Here is a 17,015-nt window from a genome sequence, read left to right on the forward strand (position 1 = left end):
ATAAAAAGGAAGGAACAGAGCATGAGCTTTGCCTCCGAGGCCAGATGCGAGATCGCCGGGCGGGAGCTCACCGGAGAAAATACCGTTCGGGCGGCCTGCTATGGGCTGGCCTGCTTTGCAAAACATTTTGATGCCAGGGGCCTGGTGATCCAGACCGAACAGGCCGAGACCGCCGACTATGCCCGGCAGTGCTTTGCGCGCTGTGGCATCCGCGGCGAGGTCCGCAGCCGGGATCACGCCAGCGGCCCCATGTATGAGTTCAGCATCAGCCAGCCGGAACAGGTGGGCCAGATGCACGCCCTTTTCGGGACCAATGGCAATGAGACAAGCCTCCAGATTGACCCGGCCCTGATCCGCAGCCCCAAGAGCGTCAGCGCCTATGTAGGGGCTGCATTTCTCTGCTGCGGCACCGTCACCGATCCCCAGAAAGGCTATCATCTCGAATTTACCACCCCGCGCACCAATCTGGCGCGGGATTTTGAAGCTCTGCTGGCAGAGCATGAGTTTGCCCCCCGGCGCAGCCGCCGCAAAGGGGTCAACGTTGTTTATCTCAAGGCCTGTGCCAACATTCAGTCCCTGCTGGTTTTCATGGGGGCAGAAAAGGCCGCCGGCCTGATGAACACTGAGCGGGCCGTCAAGTCGGTCCGCAATCAGGTCAACCGCTACACCAACTGCGAGACCGCCAACCTGGGCAAGATGGTGCGGGCCAACGCCTCGGCCATCAAGGCGCTGCGGTATCTTCAGGAGCAGGATGCTCTGGAGACTCTGCCTGAGCCGCTGCGGGAAACCGCCGTCAAGCGGCTTCAGTATCCGGAGCTGTCTCTGGCGGCTCTGTGCGAAACATTTGAGCCGCGGCCCAGCAAATCGGGCCTGGCCCATCGGCTGAAACGCCTGGAGGCGATGTCGGCCGACCTGCGGGCCCGGAAAGAAGGGGGAAATCCACACCGTGAGTGAATCCACCGCCGCACAGCGCGGCTTTGTGCACCTGCATCTTCACACCGAATACAGCCTGCTGGACGGTGCCTGCCGGATTGACCAGCTGATGGACCGGGTCAAGGAATGCGGCCAGACCGCCGTCGCCTGCACCGACCACGGCGTCATGTACGGCTGCGTGCAGTTTTACAAGGCCGCCAAAAAGGCCGGCATTCAGCCCATCATCGGGTGCGAGGTCTATGTGGCCACCCGCACCCGGTTTGACAAGGTCAACAAGATCGACGGCAATAATCATCTGATCCTGCTGTGCAAGAATGAAACCGGCTACAAAAATCTCATCAAGATGGTGTCGGCCGCCTTCACCGAGGGCTTTTATTCCAAGCCCCGGGTGGACAAGCAGCTGCTGGAACAGTACCATGAGGGCCTGATCTGCCTGTCGGCCTGCCTGGCGGGCGAAATCCCCCAGGCCCTGCTGGCAGGGGACTATGAGCGTGCCAAATCCGCCGCCCTCTGGTACAACGACCTGTTTGGACAGGGGAACTACTACATCGAGCTGCAGGACCACGGCCTGGCCCAGGACGAAACCGTCCTGCCCCAGCTGATCCAGCTGGCCCGGGATACCGGCATCCCCATGGCGGCCACCAACGACGCCCACTACCTCCGCAAGGAGGACGCCCGGGTTCAGGAAATCCTGCTGTGCATCCAGACCGGCAAGACCATCCAGGACGCCGACAAGATGGAGTTCCAGACCGACGAGTTCTACGTCAAAACCACCGATGAGATGTACGATCTCTTTTCGATGGTGCCGGAGGCCTGCGCCAATACCGTCAAAATTGCCGAGCAGTGCCAGTTTGATTTTGACTTTGGCCACACCAAGATTCCATACTATAAGGCTCCCGACGGGATGGATAACCAGGCTTACTTTGAAAAGCTCTGCTGGGAAGGCCTGGAGCGCCGGTATGGCCCCGATGTTCCCGAGGCCAACAAGGAGCGTCTGGCCTATGAAATCGGCGTCATCCGCTCCATGGGCTACACCAACTACTACCTGATTGTCTTTGACTATATCAATTTCGCCAAGAGCCAGAATATCCCGGTGGGACCGGGACGCGGTTCGGGCGCTGGCAGTATCGCAGCCTACTGCGTGGGAATCACCGACATCGACCCCATCCGGTATAATCTGATTTTCGAGCGGTTTCTCAATCCCGAGCGAGTCAGCATGCCGGACTTCGACGTGGATTTCTGCTACGAGCGCCGCCAGGAGGTCATTGATTACGTCAACCGGAAATACGGCTCGGACCATGTGGCGCAGATCGTCACCTTCGGTACCATGGCCGCCCGCAACGCAATTCGGGACGTGGGACGGGTGATGGGCCTGCCGTACCAGAACGTGGATACGGTGGCCAAGCAGGTCCCCATGGAACTCAAGATGACCCTGAAACGGGCTCTGGAGGTTTCCAGCGAGCTGAAAAAGATGTACGACGCTGACCCTCAGGTCAAGGAATTGATCGACACCGCCGCCAAGGTGGAAGGCATGCCGCGGCACGCCTCCACCCACGCCGCCGGCGTGGTCATTACCCCGGAGCCGGTGGACTACTATCTGCCTCTGGCCACCAACGACGGTCTGCCGGTCACCCAGTTCAACATGACCGAGATCGAGGAGCTTGGCCTGCTCAAGATGGACTTTCTGGGGCTGCGCACCCTGACGGTCATCCGGGACGCGGAAACTGCTGTCCAGAAAAAGGAGCCCGGCTTCACCATGGCTCATCTGGACTACGACGATAAGGAAACCTATCAGATGCTGGGCCGCGGTGAGACCGAAGGCGTGTTCCAGCTGGAATCTTCGGGCATGCGTCAGGTCCTAATGGGCCTGCAGCCGGAGAACCTGGAAGACGTCATCGCTCTCATCAGCCTGTACCGGCCCGGCCCCATGGATTCCATCCCCACGTATCTGCGCAACCGCCACGAGCCGGACAAGATCAGCTACAAAACGCCCCAGCTGGCCCACATCCTGGACGTCACCAACGGGTGCATCGTCTATCAGGAACAGGTCATGCAGATTTTCCGGGAGCTGGCGGGCTTCTCCTTTGGCCAGGCCGACAACGTCCGCCGGGCCATGAGCAAAAAGAAGCACGACGTCATGGAGGCTGAGCGGGAACATTTTGTCCATGGATGCACCGAGCCGGGGCACGAGTGTCCAGGCTGCGTGGCCAACGGCATTTCGGAGCAGGTGGCCAATGAGATCTACGACGAAATGTCCAGCTTCGCGTCCTACGCCTTCAACAAGAGCCATGCGGCCTGCTATGCCTATGTGGCGTACCAGACCGCCTACCTCAAGTGTCATTATCCGGCCGAGTTCATGGCGGCCCTGCTGACCAGCGTTCTGGATAACACCGACAAGGTCATCGAGTACACCGCCGAGTGTTCCCGGCTGGGCATCCGGGTTCTGCCGCCGGATATCAATATTTCGGGCGGCGGCTTCACCGCCGACGGCACCGGCCAGATTCGCTTTGGCCTCAACGCCGTCAAGAACGTGGGCCGCAACCTGATCGAGAATGTGGTCCGGGAGAGGGAAGGGAAACCATTCTCCAGCCTCTACGATTTCTGCAAGCGGATGCACGGCAACGAATTGAACCGCCGGGCCGTGGAGTGCCTCATCAAGGCAGGCGCCTTTGACTGCATGGGCACCACCCGCCGCAGCCAGGTGGAAGCGGTGGAGGGCATCCTGAAAAGCGTCGAGAACGACGCCCGCCGGAATCTGGAAGGCCAGCTGGACCTGTTCGCCGTCATGGCCGGCGGGGAAGAACCGGTCTCGGATGGCTATGAGCTGCAGAACCTGCCTGAATATCCCCACGGCGACCTGCTTAAAATGGAGAAGGAGGTCAGCGGACTGTACCTTTCGGGTCATCCGCTGGACGCCTACCGGGAGCAGTCGGCCAGGTACGCCTCCCACAGCATCAAGATGCTGACAGGGGAGGACGCCCATCAGCTGGACAATACCAAGGTGCGGATCGTCTGTACCGTGGTCAAAAACCGGATGATGACCACCAAGAACAACTCCATGATGGCCTTTACCAGCGTGGAGGACCTGACCGGCACGCTGGAAGTTATTGTGTTCCCGCGGGTGCTGGACACCTTCCGGGATTCTCTGCAGGAAAACGCCGTCGTGGTCATCGACGGCCGGCTGTCGGTGCGGGAGGACGAACCCGCCAAGCTGATGGCCGAGTCCATCATCCCCATCGACCGGTACAACCCGGCCGCGCCGGAGGACTATCACCCCGATCCCGTCAAGGAAGCACCCCGGCGGCTGTATATCCGTTTGCCGTCCCGCAGCAGCCGGGAATACGACAAGGTCATCAACCTGCTCGAAATCTTTGACGGAAATATTCCGGTTATTTTGTATTTATGCGACACCCAAAAAAAGCTCGCTGTACCGCGCCGGCTGTACACGTCGGGGCATCCGCTGCTTTACCGGGAGCTGGAACGGCTGCTGGGTAAGGGAAATGTTGCAACAAAATAACATGTATGTGAGTGAATCGAGACGGGTGCACTGTTTTCAAACTGGACAAAATGTGCTATAATGTCTGTAATACGGCACAGGCCCATGGGTCTTTGCTGCACATCGGCCGGGACGGCAGGGTCCCGGCTGAGGCAGACTTCCCCCTCAAAAGGGCAGGGAAGGAGCCACTGGGAATGAGAAGGATTGAAACATTTATAAAAGGGAAAAGGCATATGTGAATGGGAGGATTTCCACTATGGAGAGACAGATCAAATCCATTGGCGTACTGACCAGCGGCGGCGACGCACCTGGCATGAATGCAGCGGTGCGTGCAGTCGTTCGTACTGGCATCCACAAAGGTTACCGTATGATCGGCATTCAGCGCGGCTACAACGGCCTGCTGAACGGCGAGTGCTACGAGATGAACCTGCGCAGTGTCTCGAATATCATTCAGGACGGCGGTACGATCCTGTATACGGCCCGCTGCCTGGAGTTCAAGACCAAGGAAGGTCAGGACAAGGGCGCAGCCAAGTGCCGTGAGCTGGGCATCGATGCCCTGGTTGTCATTGGCGGCGACGGCTCCTACCGCGGCGCCCGTGCGCTGGCTCACCGCGGCATCCCGATGATCGGCCTGCCCGGCACCATCGACAACGATATCGCCTGCACCGACTACACCGTCGGCTACGACACCGCCATGAACACCGCCATGGAGATGATCGACAAGCTGCGCGACACCACCCAGAGCCATGACCGCTGCAGCGTTGTCGAGGTTATGGGCCGCAACGCCGGCTACATTGCTCTGAACGTGGCCATTGCTTCGGGCGCCATGGCTGTGCTGCTGCCGGAGTACGAGTTCGATATGCAGCGGGACATCCTGGACCGCATCGAGATGACCAAGAAGACCGGCAAGAATCACTTCATCATCATTGTTGCCGAGGGCGTGGGCCATGCACAGGAGATCGCCAACGAGATCCAGGCCCGCACCGGCATCGATTCCCGCGCCACCATTCTGGGCCACGTGCAGCGCGGCGGTTCGCCCACCCTGCGTGACCGCGTGAATGCTTCGGCCATGGGCTATCGCGCCGTCTGCCTGATCGAAGAGGGCAAGTTCAACCGCATCGTCGGTATGCGCGGCGAGACTCTGGTGGACTACCCTGTGGACGAAGCTCTGGAGATGACCAAGTCTCTCGACCCCGTCCTGATTGACGTCTGCAACACCATTTCGATCTGATTTCTGAATCGGACCCAGCGTTACATTGACTGCAGCGCACCGCGGCAGGTTCATCCTGCCCGGTGCGCTGTATTTTTTTGCCCTCCGGCAGAATCGAATTCAAAAACATGCGTACCAACGCGCTATAAAATAACGATAATACGTTTTGTATATTGCCGAGAGATTTACAGTCAACTATAAGGGAGAGCTATCCATCCTTTTTCTTGAAATGATAATATTGTGCTATGAACGTGAATTTCAACGGAGTGCGGACATTTTTTGCGATTTGAGACTGAACAAGCGACACTTTTTGTCGTTTGTTTTTGCCTGTCGGTCGTTTTCATGAAACGCAATTTGTGGTATGATGTGGATGTGCCCCGGCGTTTCCCGGGGACCCCACCAAAGGTAGGAGAGAAACTATGTTGGAACTGGAACAAGCAAAAAAGCGCGCCGAGGAGCTGCGCGCCATCATCGAGTACAATAACCGGTTATATTACGACCAGGACGCCCCCGAGCTGGAGGACTTCCAGTATGACGCCCTGACCCGTGAACTGCGCCAGCTGGAGGCGGATTTCCCCCAGCTGGTCACCCCGGATTCCCCCACCCAGCACGTGGGCGGCACCCCCAGCGGGCGGTTCGCCAAGGTCACCCACGCCGTCAAAATGGAAAGCCTTCTGGACGCATTCAGTTTTGATGAACTGCGGGACTTTGACCGCCGCGTCCGGGACGCCGGCGTGGAACCGGAGTATGTGGTGGAAATCAAGATCGACGGCTTGTCCTGCAGCCTGGAATACGAGAACGGACAGCTGGTGCGGGCTTCCACCCGGGGCGACGGCGTGGTGGGCGAGGACGTCACCGAGAACGTCAAGGCCATCCGCAGTATTCCCAAGACCCTGAAAGGCGCGCCGGAGTATCTGGAAGTCCGCGGCGAAGTCTATATGCCCCACGCCGCTTTCCAGAAGCTGTGCGAGGAGCAGGAGCTGCAGGGAGGCTCTCCGTTCAAAAATCCCCGCAACGCGGCCGCCGGTTCGCTGCGCCAGAAGGACCCCAAAATCACCGGCAGCCGGGATCTGTCCATCTTTATATTTAATGTACAGCAGATCCGGGGCGCCGAGCTGACCACCCATGCCGGAAGCCTGGACTACCTCAAGAGCCTGGGGCTGCCGGTCTCGCCCCGCTACCATCTGGTCCACACTATCGAGGAGGCCATTGCCGAGATCGAGCAGATCGGCCAGGGCCGTGCCGGGCTGGATTTCGATATGGACGGCGCTGTGATTAAGGTGAACGACTTTGCCCAGCGGACCCAGCTGGGTTCCACCGCCAAATTCCCACGGTGGGCCATCGCCTTCAAGTATCCCCCTGAGGTGAAGGAGACCCGCCTGCTGGATATCGAGGTAGCGGTGGGCCGCACCGGCGTGCTGACCCCCACCGCATCCTTTGAGCCGGTGTTCCTGGCCGGCACCACCGTGGCCCGGGCCACCCTCCACAATGAGGAATTCATTCGTCAGTTTGGCCTGTGCATCGGCGACACCATCCAGGTGCGCAAGGCGGGGGACATCATCCCTGAGGTGATCGGAGTCACCGCTCACGCCGAGGGCGCTCAGCCCTATCAGATGCCCACCGTCTGCCCCTCCTGCGGCGCACCGGTGGTTCACCTGGCCGATGAAGCGGCGCTGCGGTGTGTCAACCCCGAATGCCCGGCCCAGTCCCTGCGGAACCTGATCCACTTTGCGTCCCGGGACGCCATGGACATCGACGGACTGGGCGTGGCGGTCTGCACCCAGCTGGTGGACCGTGGCCTGGTCCGGTCGGCGGCAGACCTCTACACCCTCACCAAAGAGCAGCTGCTGACCCTGGACAAGTTCAAGGACAAGAGCGCCGACAACCTCCTGCGGGCCATTGCCCACTCCAAGGAGAACAATCTGGACAAACTGCTCTTTGGTCTGGGCATCCGCAATATTGGCTATAAGGCCGCGGCCCTGCTGGCTGAACGGTTCGGCAGCATGGACGCCATCCGGCAGGCCGACCTGGAAGCTCTGTGCACCATCGACGGCTTTGGCGAGATCATGGCCCAAAGCGTGGTGGAGTTTTTTGCCAAGGACGGCACCGAGGACCTGATCCGCCGCCTGGCAGAACAGGGAGTCAACATGACCTGGAAAGGGGAGACCCGCACCGACCGTCTGGCGGGCAAAACCTTTGTGGTGACCGGCACCCTGTCCAGCCTTTCCCGCAAGGAGGCCGAAGCCCTGATCGTGAAGAACGGCGGCAAAGCCAGCGGCAGCGTGTCCAAAAAGACAGCCTATGTGGTGGCCGGCGAGGCGGCCGGCAGCAAGCTGGACAAGGCCAACGCCCTGGGCATCCCGGTGCTGAACGAGGAGGAATTCCTCGCCATGATGGAACAGGAGTGAGCGCAACCCGAGCTGATGGAACAGAAAGATAAACCGGCGGGCTAAAATTCCCAAAATATGGCAATTTTTGCTGTTGAATAGACTGGTAAAATATGGTAAAATCTATGGTGCAAGGACGGGGTGCATCTGATTCGCCGAAACGGCCAGGGAATGCTCGAAAAAGCGCTTGCTGCAATGCTTTTGTGGAAAAGACGCCGGTGCAAGGCCTCTCATGCGCCCCTTGGAGTGATACCGCGAACTTCCGGCCGCTGTGTCGGCAGCGGCGGGCTTGACTGGGTTCATTATACGCATGGGAGGAGAACAATCATGGACAAGATTAAGTTTTTGATGTCAGACACCGGAGCAGAGGTCACCCCTCTGTGCCGCGAGGCGCTGGAGCAGAAAGGCGTGGACGTGACCGTGGTGGAAAAGGATGGCAGCAAGGTTCTGCAGAAGATGCTCTCCATCCGGCCCAACGTGGTGCTTCTGGACGCTTTTATGCCCGGACTGGATGCTCTGACCATCAAGCAGCGGTATAACGCCGCAGGGGAGTGGCATACGTCCTTCTTTGTCACCGGCGCCTTCCAGAGCGAAGAAATGGTCCAAGAACTGCTGGACGAAGGGTTCTCCTATTATTTTGTGAAGCCCTTTGACGAGAGCGTCCTGGTCAGCCGCGTGCTGAAAGCCGCGGCCAAGCCGGAGCAGCGCTCTCCCTTTACCACCGCCGACAGCGACGAGGTGACAGTTACCGAGATCCTCCATCAGATCGGCGTCCCCGCCCACATTAAGGGCTACCAGTATCTGCGGGAAGCCATCCTGATGGCGGTGGACACGCCGGATTACATCAACGCCGTCACCAAGCGGCTGTACCCCGATATCGCCCAGAAGAACGCCACCACCGCCAGCCGGGTGGAGCGCGCCATCCGCCACGCCATCGAAGTGGCCTGGGACCGCGGCGACGTGGATACCCTCAACCGCTATTTCGGCTATACCATCCACAATATGCGGGGCAAGCCCACCAACAGTGAATTCATCGCCATGATTGCCGACAAAATCCGTCTGGACAAAAAACAGCGGATTGGCTGAACCTATCCTCACTCTGCATCCCCAGCGCAGCAAAAGCGGACTGTCCGAACCAAAGGCAGCCCGCTTTTGCCGCGTTCGGGGCAGAAAGTGGGGAAAAGGCGAAATTTTATGAAGAACAAGGGCATTTTCCTCTTGCATTTTCTGAATTCCGTGCTATAATACTATAGCAATCGTTCCGAAGGCCGCTCGACGGGGTAGCCGAAATTGAAGGTTGTGATGGGCACATACATGGAATATGGCCCCTATTTGTCAGAACCAGAAATGAGGTGAATCGTATGAAACAGGGTATCCATCCCAACTACGTTGACTGCACCATCACCTGTGCGTGCGGCAATGTGATCCAGACCCGCTCTACCAAGCCCGAGATCCACGTTGAAGTTTGCTCCAAGTGCCATCCTTTCTACACTGGTAAGCAGAAGCTGGTTGATACCGGCGGACGTGTGGACCGCTTCAATCGTCGTTTTGGCCGCAAGTAATTTATATTTTGCAGCTGTTGCACCGCTCTCCCAACCGGAGAGCGGTGTTTTTTATTGTCACATAAGGGAATTTACACCACTCTGCCTTATTTTGAACACATTTGCATCCTATAGTATGTATGATTCCAAACAAACTGAAAGGAGCATTTGCCAGTGATCGAAGTGTCGCATCTGACCAGGGAGTACAGCGGCCGTCCGGCGGTGAGTGATTTGTCCTTCACCGTGGAGGACGGACAAGTCTACGGCCTGCTGGGTCCCAATGGAGCGGGAAAATCGACCATTATGAACATCATCACCGGGTACCTTGCCGCCACCAGCGGGACGGTAACGGTGGACGGACACCCATTGCCTGAGGAGGCCGACGCAGCCAAAGCCTGCATCGGCTATCTGCCCGAAACGCCGCCCCTCTACCCCGAAATGACGGTGCGGGAATATCTGACCTTTGCCGCCGAGCTGAAAGGGGTCAAGCGGGCCGAGCGCACCGCCCAGGTGGAAAAGGCCGCCCGCCGCACCGGTCTGACCGACGTGATGCCCCGGCTGATCCGCAACCTGTCCAAAGGCTATCGCCAGCGAGTGGGCATTGCCCAGGCACTGCTGGGCCACCCCAAGGTGATTATTCTGGACGAGCCGACGGTGGGCCTGGACCCGGCGCAGGTCATTGAGATCCGCCGTCTGATCCGGGAACTGGGGCAGGGGCACACGGTGATCCTGTCCAGCCATATCCTCAGCGAGGTGCAGGCCGTCTGCTCTCAGGTGCTGATTCTCTCCCATGGCCGCCTGGTGGCGGAGGGCACGCCCCAGGAGCTGAGCGCCCAGCTGAGCCCCCACGGCGTCCTGCACGCCACGGCGCTGGGCAGCCGGGAGGCGGTGGCCGCCGCAGTGCGGGCCGTGAAGGGGATTCAGTCGGTGGACATTGAGGAGGAAAGCGGCGGGGAGGTCACCTTCACCGCCCGCAGCGGCTCGGGCGAAGATCTGCGGGCCGCGGTCAGCCAGGCGCTGGCCGCCGCGGGCTGCGCCGTCCTGAATCTGACCGCCGAAACCCGCAGCCTGGAGGACGTGTTCCTCGAACTGACCGAATCCGAACAGGCGGACAACGCCGGCCAGACCGAAGGGGAGGAGGAGTAAGATGACGGCTATATTCAAACGGGAATTCCGCAGCAGCTTCTCCGGCATGATGGGCTGGCTGCTGACCGCCTTTCTCACCGGCACCTCGGCGCTCTATTTCTTTGCCAATAACCTGGGGTTCGGTCTGACCGACTTCGGCTACTATACCCTGTACCAGACGGTTTTTGTGCTGCTGGTGTATGTGCCGGTGCTGGCCATGCGCAGCTTTGCCGAGGAAAAACACAGCCGCACCGATCAGCTTCTTTTGACCAGTCCGGTGTCGGTCTGGGGGATTGTTCTGGGCAAATATCTGGCCATGTGCGCCGTCTTCGCGCTGCCCTGCCTGATGGATGCCCTGCTGATCGGGGTTCTGCGGGCGCTTGGCTCCACCAACACCGCTCTTCTGTCCAATTTCTCCAGCCTGCTCTGCTATTATCTGCTGGGCTGTGCGGCCATTGCCATCTGTGAATTCCTCTCCAGCCTGACCGAAAACCAGATCATCGCCGCGGTGATGGGATTTGGCGCTCTGCTGCTGGCCTACCTGATGCCGGGCCTGCGCAGCCTGTTCAATGCGGGCAGCGTCATGGCTCTGGTGGTCTTTACGGTGCTGGCTGCCGCGGTTTCGCTCTGGGCCGGCCTGCGCAGCCGCAGCCTCACGCTGGGATGCTTCCTGTTCGCCGCATTGGCGGCCTGCATCTCGGTGCTGTTCACCGTCCGCAGCGCCTGGCTCACCGAGGCTTTCAGCTCGGTGCTGGGGGCTCTGGCCCTGTTCTCTCCCTTTGAGGACTTTGTCAATGGCAGCTTCTCGCTGCCGTCTCTGGTGTATTACATCAGCGTGGCAGGGCTGTTCCTCTTCTTTACGGCGCAGGGCATTGAAAAGCGCCGCTGGAACTGAAAGGAGGCCCGACGATGAACAAAGAATCCAAACTGCGCCGCCTTTTTGCCGCACCGGCGGACGGCGGACGCATCTTCCGCAATGGCCTGTACTCCACCGCCATCCTGGCGGCGGCCGTGGTGCTGGTGATCCTCATCAATCTGATTGTCCAGGCCATCCCCACCACATACACCGAGTTTGACCTGTCCGAGGGCGGCCTGTACACCCTGAGTGATACCTCCGTCCAGGTGGCGGAGGGCCTGACCCAGGATGTGACCATCTACTATCTGTGCGAAACCGGCAGCGAAGATGCCATCATCACCCGGCTGCTGGACCAGTACGCAGCTTCCAGCAGCCACATTCACTGGGAACAGAAGGACCCCGCCCTGTATCCCACCTTTGCCTCACAGTACGGGGCCGAGCAGGTCTCGGGCGGCAGCCTGATCCTGGACGCCGGCACCGGCAGCGATGTGCTGGACGCGGTGGACTTTTACGTCTACGACTACTCCGACTATTACAATTATAGTGTCCGCTTTGACGGCGAACAGCAGATCACCTCGTCGCTGTACCGCCTGACCAGCGGGGAAGCCAGCCAGGCCTACTACACCACCAACCACGGGGAACGGCCCCTGTCGGATACCCTGGTGGATGCCCTGGAGGCCCAGAATATCCAGCCTCAGGAACTGAACCTGTTGAGCAGCACCATTCCCGAGGACTGCGACCTTCTCATCATCAACTGTCCCGCCAGCGATTTCACCGGTCCGGAGGGCGCGGTGGATGAAATCGGCATGCTGGAGGAATATCTGGCCGCCGGCGGCAAGGTTCTGCTCACCACCGACGCATACTACAGCACCCCCAACCTGGATGCGGTTATGGCTGCGTTTGGACTGTTCCGGGTGGACGGTCTGATTGTGGAAGGGGATGCCAACCACAGCCTGTACGGCTACAGCTATTATCTGCTGCCCGATTACGCCATCACCACTGAGAGCACCGCCCTGGATGGCCTGGATACCAGCGCCTACCTGCTGCTGCAGATGGCCCAGGGCATCCAGATCACCCAGAACGACAGTGTCACCGCCGAGCCTCTGCTGACCACTTCCTCGGCCGCCTACAGCAAGACGGCGGGCTATGAGATGACCACCACCGACAAGGAGGAGGGCGACATCGACGGACCCTTCAACCTGGCGGTGTGGGCCCAGAACGACACCACCGGCGCCCAGGTGATTTGGGCGGGCTGCTCCAACATGGATGACGACACCCTGTATATGAGTGTTCCGGGCAACTGTGATTTCCTGGTGGGCTGCGCCGCCTCTCTGACCGGCCAGTCCAGCGACATCCTGATTGACGCCAAGGCACTGGAGGCCGACCAGCTGACCATCCCGGCCGGTACGGCCACCGTGGTGGGTCTGGTGTTCCTGCTGGCGGTTCCGGCAGGTCTGCTGATCGCCGGCGCAGTGGTTACCATCCGCCGCAGAAGAAGATAAGGGAGGGGACTGCATGAAAGCCAAACAGCGCACCTTGCTGATCTTGCTGGTTCTGGTGGTGCTGGCGGGCGCCGCCCTGGCCCTGCTGACCCGTTCCAACCAGAGAGCGGAACAGGCTGCCAGCGAGGCCGAGGCCGGAACCATCCCGCTGTCCTCCTTTGCGGTGGACAGCCTGACCGAAATCCAGTACACCTACCAGGGCGAGACCGTCTCGCTGCTCTACGACGGAGAGACCTGGACCCTGGCCGACGACCCGGACTACCATCTGGATCAGACCAAGTGCAACACCATGGCCGCCGCTCTGGCTGACCTGAAGGCCAAACGCCAGCTGGACGCCCAGACCGGGGAGGATTACGGCATGGAGGTTCCTCTGGTCACCGTCACAGTGACGGCGGGCGGAGAGACCAACACCTTCACTTTTGGGGATACCAACACCATCACCGGGGACATTTACGTCCAGAAGGAAGGGGACAGCGCCGTCTATACGGCGGCCTCTTCCAAGGTGAGCTGCTTTGAATACGGCAAGGAGGAACTGTTCGGAGCCTTCAACCCGGCGGGCATCACTTCCAGCAGCCTGGAAACCATCGACTACACCTATTCCGGCGGCGGGGAGAGTTTCTCGGTCCAGCTCAAGGCCGTGTCGGTGGCCGCTGACGCGGACAGCTCTGCCAGCGAAGCCGCAGACAGCGCGGCCGACAGTGAGACCTACACCACCGCCTGGCGTCTGGCCGATGAGACCGAAACCGCCCTCAGTGAGGAGGCGGTCAACGGGATTCTGTCGGCCCTGAGCGGCTATGTGTCGGGGCAGATCACCGGCGCCGACCCGGCGGATTATGGCTTTGATGCCCCGCTGGTCACCGTCACCGCCTCCGACGGAGAAACCACCTACCAGGTCACCTATGCCTCCGGAACCGACGGCTGTTATATGATGACGGAAGGGGACAGCTCCATCTATAAAGTGGACCTCACCGTCCCCGAGGCCTTCCACTATACGGCGGAACAGCTGAAGGCCGCCTCGTAAAAAGCAAGTAAAATTTCATTTTTTCAGCCAGCCCGAGCGCCTCCAGCGCCCGGGCTTTTTCAATGCCTGCGTTCATTTCAGGGATTCGTCAAAGTTCGGCCGGTTTGGAAACCTTGTTTTGCGAATTGACATTTTCTGCACGATTGTTTAAGATAGACACAGTATGCCGTCTGTGTTCTGCGGCCGGCGTGCGACGCATTGATTCCATGCAAGGGGAGGACTCATCTGGAAAATGGATAATTCTGTAATCGTATCCCTGCGTGACATCGTAGTGGATTTTGACGGCCAGCGCATCCTGAATGGATTGAACCTGGACATTCACGACAAGGAATTTGTGACGCTGCTGGGCTCGTCGGGCTGCGGCAAGACCACCACGCTGCGGCTGATTGCCGGCTTTTTGGAGCCCAATGCAGGCCAAATCATCCTGCACGGAAAAAACATCACCGGCGTGCCGCCCTACCGGCGGCCGGTGAATACGGTGTTCCAAAAGTACGCCCTGTTCCCGCATCTGAATGTGTTTGAAAACGTGGCCTTCGGCCTGCGGCTCAAGCACATGGACGAGGACGCCATCCGCACCAAGGTGCGGGACATGCTGGAAGTGGTGGGCCTGAAAGGTTTTGAACGGCGCAGCATCTCCCAGATGTCGGGCGGCCAGCAGCAGCGCGTGGCCATTGCCCGCAGCCTGGTCAACGAGCCCGAAATCCTTCTGCTGGACGAGCCTCTGGGCGCGCTGGACCTCAAGCTGCGCAAAGAGATGCAGCTGGAGCTGAAACGTCTGCAGCGGGAAATGAACATCACCTTTATTTATGTCACCCACGACCAGGAAGAAGCCCTGACCATGTCGGACACCGTGGTGGTCATGAACGGCGGCGTCATCCAGCAGGTGGGCACTCCCGAGGAAATCTATAACGAGCCCAAGAACGCCTTTGTGGCCGACTTCATCGGCGACTCCAACATCATTGACGGCGTCATGCACCGGGACTTCCTGGTCTCCTTTGCCGGAGTGCAGTTCCCCTGCGTGGACCGCGGCTTCAAGCCCGAACAGAGCGTCCAGGTGGTGGTCCGTCCCGAGGACATCGAGGTGGTCTCCCCGATGGAAGGCCAGCTGACCGGCGTGGTGGACGACGTAATTTTCAAGGGCGTTCACTTCGAGATGCATGTGGACTGCGATGGCCGGGAATGGCTGATCCATTCCACCCGCGCCTGCACCCCCGGCGAGCGGATCGGCATGTGCATCGGCCCCAATGAGATCCATATTATGGCACGGTCGGAGGGGTGAAGGGAATGAAAGGATATGATAAACGGCTTGCCGCCCCGTACCTGGTGTGGATGGCGCTGTTCACGGTCATTCCGCTGCTGATTGTCTGCTACTACGCCCTCACCGACGCCGAAGGCCGCTTCACCCTGGCCAATCTGGTTTCGGTCAGCGGATACGGTTCGGTATTTGCCCGCAGCCTGCTGCTGGCCATGATTGCCACCGTCATCTGCCTGGTGATTGCCTTCCCGGTGGGATACTTTCTGTCCCGCCTGCGGGTGAACAAACAGCGGATCATGCAGATGCTGGTGATGCTGCCCATGTGGATGAACTTCCTGCTGCGGACGTACGCCTGGATGGGCCTGTTGAGCATCAACGGCCCCATCAACACCCTGCTGGGCCTGTTTGGTCTGGGCCCCTTCAATATGCTCAACACCGCAGGGGCCGTCGTCCTGGGCATGGTCTACAACTATGTGCCCTATATGATCCTGCCCCTGTACACCAGCATGACCAAGATCGACCAGAGCATCGTGGAGGCCGCCCAGGACCTGGGTGCCAACACCACCCAGACCCTGTTCCGGGTCCTGATCCCCATGAGCGTGCCTGGCATCTGCACCGGCATCACCATGGTGTTTGTCCCGGCGGTGTCCACCTTCGTCATCAGCCGAATGCTGGGCGGCGGCGCCAACCTGCTGATCGGCGACCTGATCGAGATGCAGTTCCTGGGCAACAGCTACAACCTGAATGTGGGTTCGGCCATGAGCCTGGTGCTGATGATTATTGTCCTGCTCTGCATGAGCTTTACTTCCAGCTTTGACGAAGACGAAATGGAGGGGGTGTCCTGATGAAAACCAAACATCTCCGCCTGATGCAGCGGACCTATGTCATCCTGTTTTTCGGGTTCATGTACCTGCCCATTGCCTACATGATCCTGTTCAGCTTCAACGAGAGCAAGGGCTACGCCCTCTTTACCGGCTTTACCACCAAATGGTATGCCAGCCTGCTGACCAACTCCTCCATCCTGCGGGCCCTAGTGGTGTCGCTGGAGGTGGCGCTGGTCTCGGCCGTGGTGGCCACGGTGCTGGGCACCGCGGCGTCCCTGGGCATTGCCGGCATGAACCGCACCTCCCGGCTGGTGATCACCAACATCACCTATATCCCGGTGGTCAACCCCGAAATCATCACCGGTATCTCTCTGATGCTGCTGTTTGTAGCGTATCAGCGGTTTGCAGCAGGGGTGTCCTGGCTGCCGGATACCATCATGGGCATGCCCACCCTGTTGATTGCCCATGTGGCCTTCAACGTGCCTTACGTCATCTTCAACGTCAGCCCCAAGCTGCGCCAGCTGGACATCCACCTCTATGAGGCGGCTCTGGATCTGGGCTGTGCCCCCAAGCAGGCCTTTTTCAAGGTGATTCTGCCCGAGATCAGCCCCGCCATCCTGTCCTCCTTCCTGATCTGCCTGACCTACTCCATCGACGACTTCATGATCTCCTATTTCAACTGCGGCACCGTCGAGACCCTGCCCATCGCCATCTACTCCATGACCCGCCGCAAGGTCAGCCCTGAGATCTACGCCCTGTCCACCATCATGTTCGGGGCCATCCTGGCCGTGATTCTGCTGTCCAATGTGCTGGAAGGCCGCCGCTACAAGCGGGACCTGAACGCACAGCAGCAGATGTGAGGGGA

13 protein-coding genes are annotated in these 17,015 nt (G+C 59.7%); all 13 read left to right on the plus strand.

Translation table 11 applies throughout. From position 1 onward, the window contains the following. Nucleotides 1-21 precede the first annotated feature (21 nt). The 13 genes from whiA to B5E67_RS00955 all read left to right on the plus strand — a co-directional run bounded on the left by whiA (nt 22) and on the right by B5E67_RS00955 (nt 17,010). Nucleotides 22-954, plus strand: coding sequence for a DNA-binding protein WhiA (gene whiA / locus B5E67_RS00895; RefSeq protein ID WP_087245597.1), 933 nt, complete (start codon nt 22-24; stop codon nt 952-954). Next, nucleotides 947-4,450, plus strand: coding sequence for a DNA polymerase III subunit alpha (locus B5E67_RS00900; protein WP_087381876.1), 3,504 nt, complete (start codon nt 947-949; stop codon nt 4,448-4,450). Before whiA ends, B5E67_RS00900 begins: the two co-directional genes overlap by 8 nt. Nucleotides 4,451-4,685: 235 nt before the next feature. Beyond that, the gene (pfkA, locus tag B5E67_RS00905) at nt 4,686-5,660 is read left to right on the plus strand and encodes a 6-phosphofructokinase (protein WP_087245600.1); all 975 of its coding nucleotides are present in this window, start codon (nt 4,686-4,688) and stop codon (nt 5,658-5,660) included. 398 nt (nt 5,661-6,058) lie between these two features. After that, entirely contained in the window at nt 6,059-8,047 is a 1,989-nt protein-coding gene (gene ligA / locus B5E67_RS00910; protein ID WP_087381879.1) for an NAD-dependent DNA ligase LigA, read from the plus strand. A 306-nt stretch (nt 8,048-8,353) separates the two neighbouring features. Next, nucleotides 8,354-9,112, plus strand: a complete 759-nt coding sequence (spo0A, locus tag B5E67_RS00915; RefSeq protein WP_087245604.1) for a sporulation transcription factor Spo0A — start codon at nt 8,354-8,356, stop codon at nt 9,110-9,112. Nucleotides 9,113-9,387: 275 nt separating this feature from the next. Further along, nucleotides 9,388-9,588, plus strand: coding sequence for a 50S ribosomal protein L31 (gene rpmE / locus B5E67_RS00920; RefSeq protein WP_087245606.1), 201 nt, complete (start codon nt 9,388-9,390; stop codon nt 9,586-9,588). A 153-nt stretch (nt 9,589-9,741) separates the two neighbouring features. Next, nucleotides 9,742-10,713 carry an ABC transporter ATP-binding protein gene (locus B5E67_RS00925; protein ID WP_087381883.1) on the plus strand — a complete coding sequence of 324 codons (972 nt, stop codon included), beginning with the start codon at nt 9,742-9,744 and terminating at the stop codon, nt 10,711-10,713. 1 nt (nt 10,714) lies between these two features. After that, on the plus strand, nt 10,715-11,587 hold the full coding sequence (locus tag B5E67_RS00930; RefSeq protein ID WP_087364510.1) for an ABC transporter permease: 873 nt from the start codon (nt 10,715-10,717) through the stop codon (nt 11,585-11,587). Between the two features lie 14 nt (nt 11,588-11,601). Continuing rightward, nucleotides 11,602-13,050: a Gldg family protein gene (locus B5E67_RS00935; protein WP_087381886.1), complete on the plus strand. Its 1,449-nt coding sequence runs from the start codon at nt 11,602-11,604 to the stop codon at nt 13,048-13,050. Between the two features lie 13 nt (nt 13,051-13,063). After that, nucleotides 13,064-14,071, plus strand: coding sequence for a DUF4340 domain-containing protein (locus B5E67_RS00940; RefSeq protein WP_087381889.1), 1,008 nt, complete (start codon nt 13,064-13,066; stop codon nt 14,069-14,071). Nucleotides 14,072-14,303: 232 nt separating this feature from the next. Then, a complete protein-coding gene (locus B5E67_RS00945) occupies nt 14,304-15,350 on the plus strand; it encodes an ABC transporter ATP-binding protein (protein ID WP_087381892.1) in 1,047 nt (348 codons plus the stop codon). Between the two features lie 5 nt (nt 15,351-15,355). Continuing rightward, complete coding sequence (locus tag B5E67_RS00950) at nt 15,356-16,171, plus strand: ABC transporter permease (protein ID WP_087245618.1); 816 nt, start codon at nt 15,356-15,358, stop codon at nt 16,169-16,171. Then, on the plus strand, nt 16,171-17,010 hold the full coding sequence (locus B5E67_RS00955) for an ABC transporter permease (RefSeq protein ID WP_087381895.1): 840 nt from the start codon (nt 16,171-16,173) through the stop codon (nt 17,008-17,010). The genes B5E67_RS00950 and B5E67_RS00955 overlap by 1 nt, the downstream gene beginning before the upstream one ends. The last annotated feature ends 5 nt before the right edge of the window (nt 17,011-17,015 follow it).

This window comes from Faecalibacterium sp. An122, from assembly GCF_002160895.1.
In the GTDB taxonomy this organism is placed as follows: domain Bacteria; phylum Bacillota; class Clostridia; order Oscillospirales; family Ruminococcaceae; genus Faecalibacterium.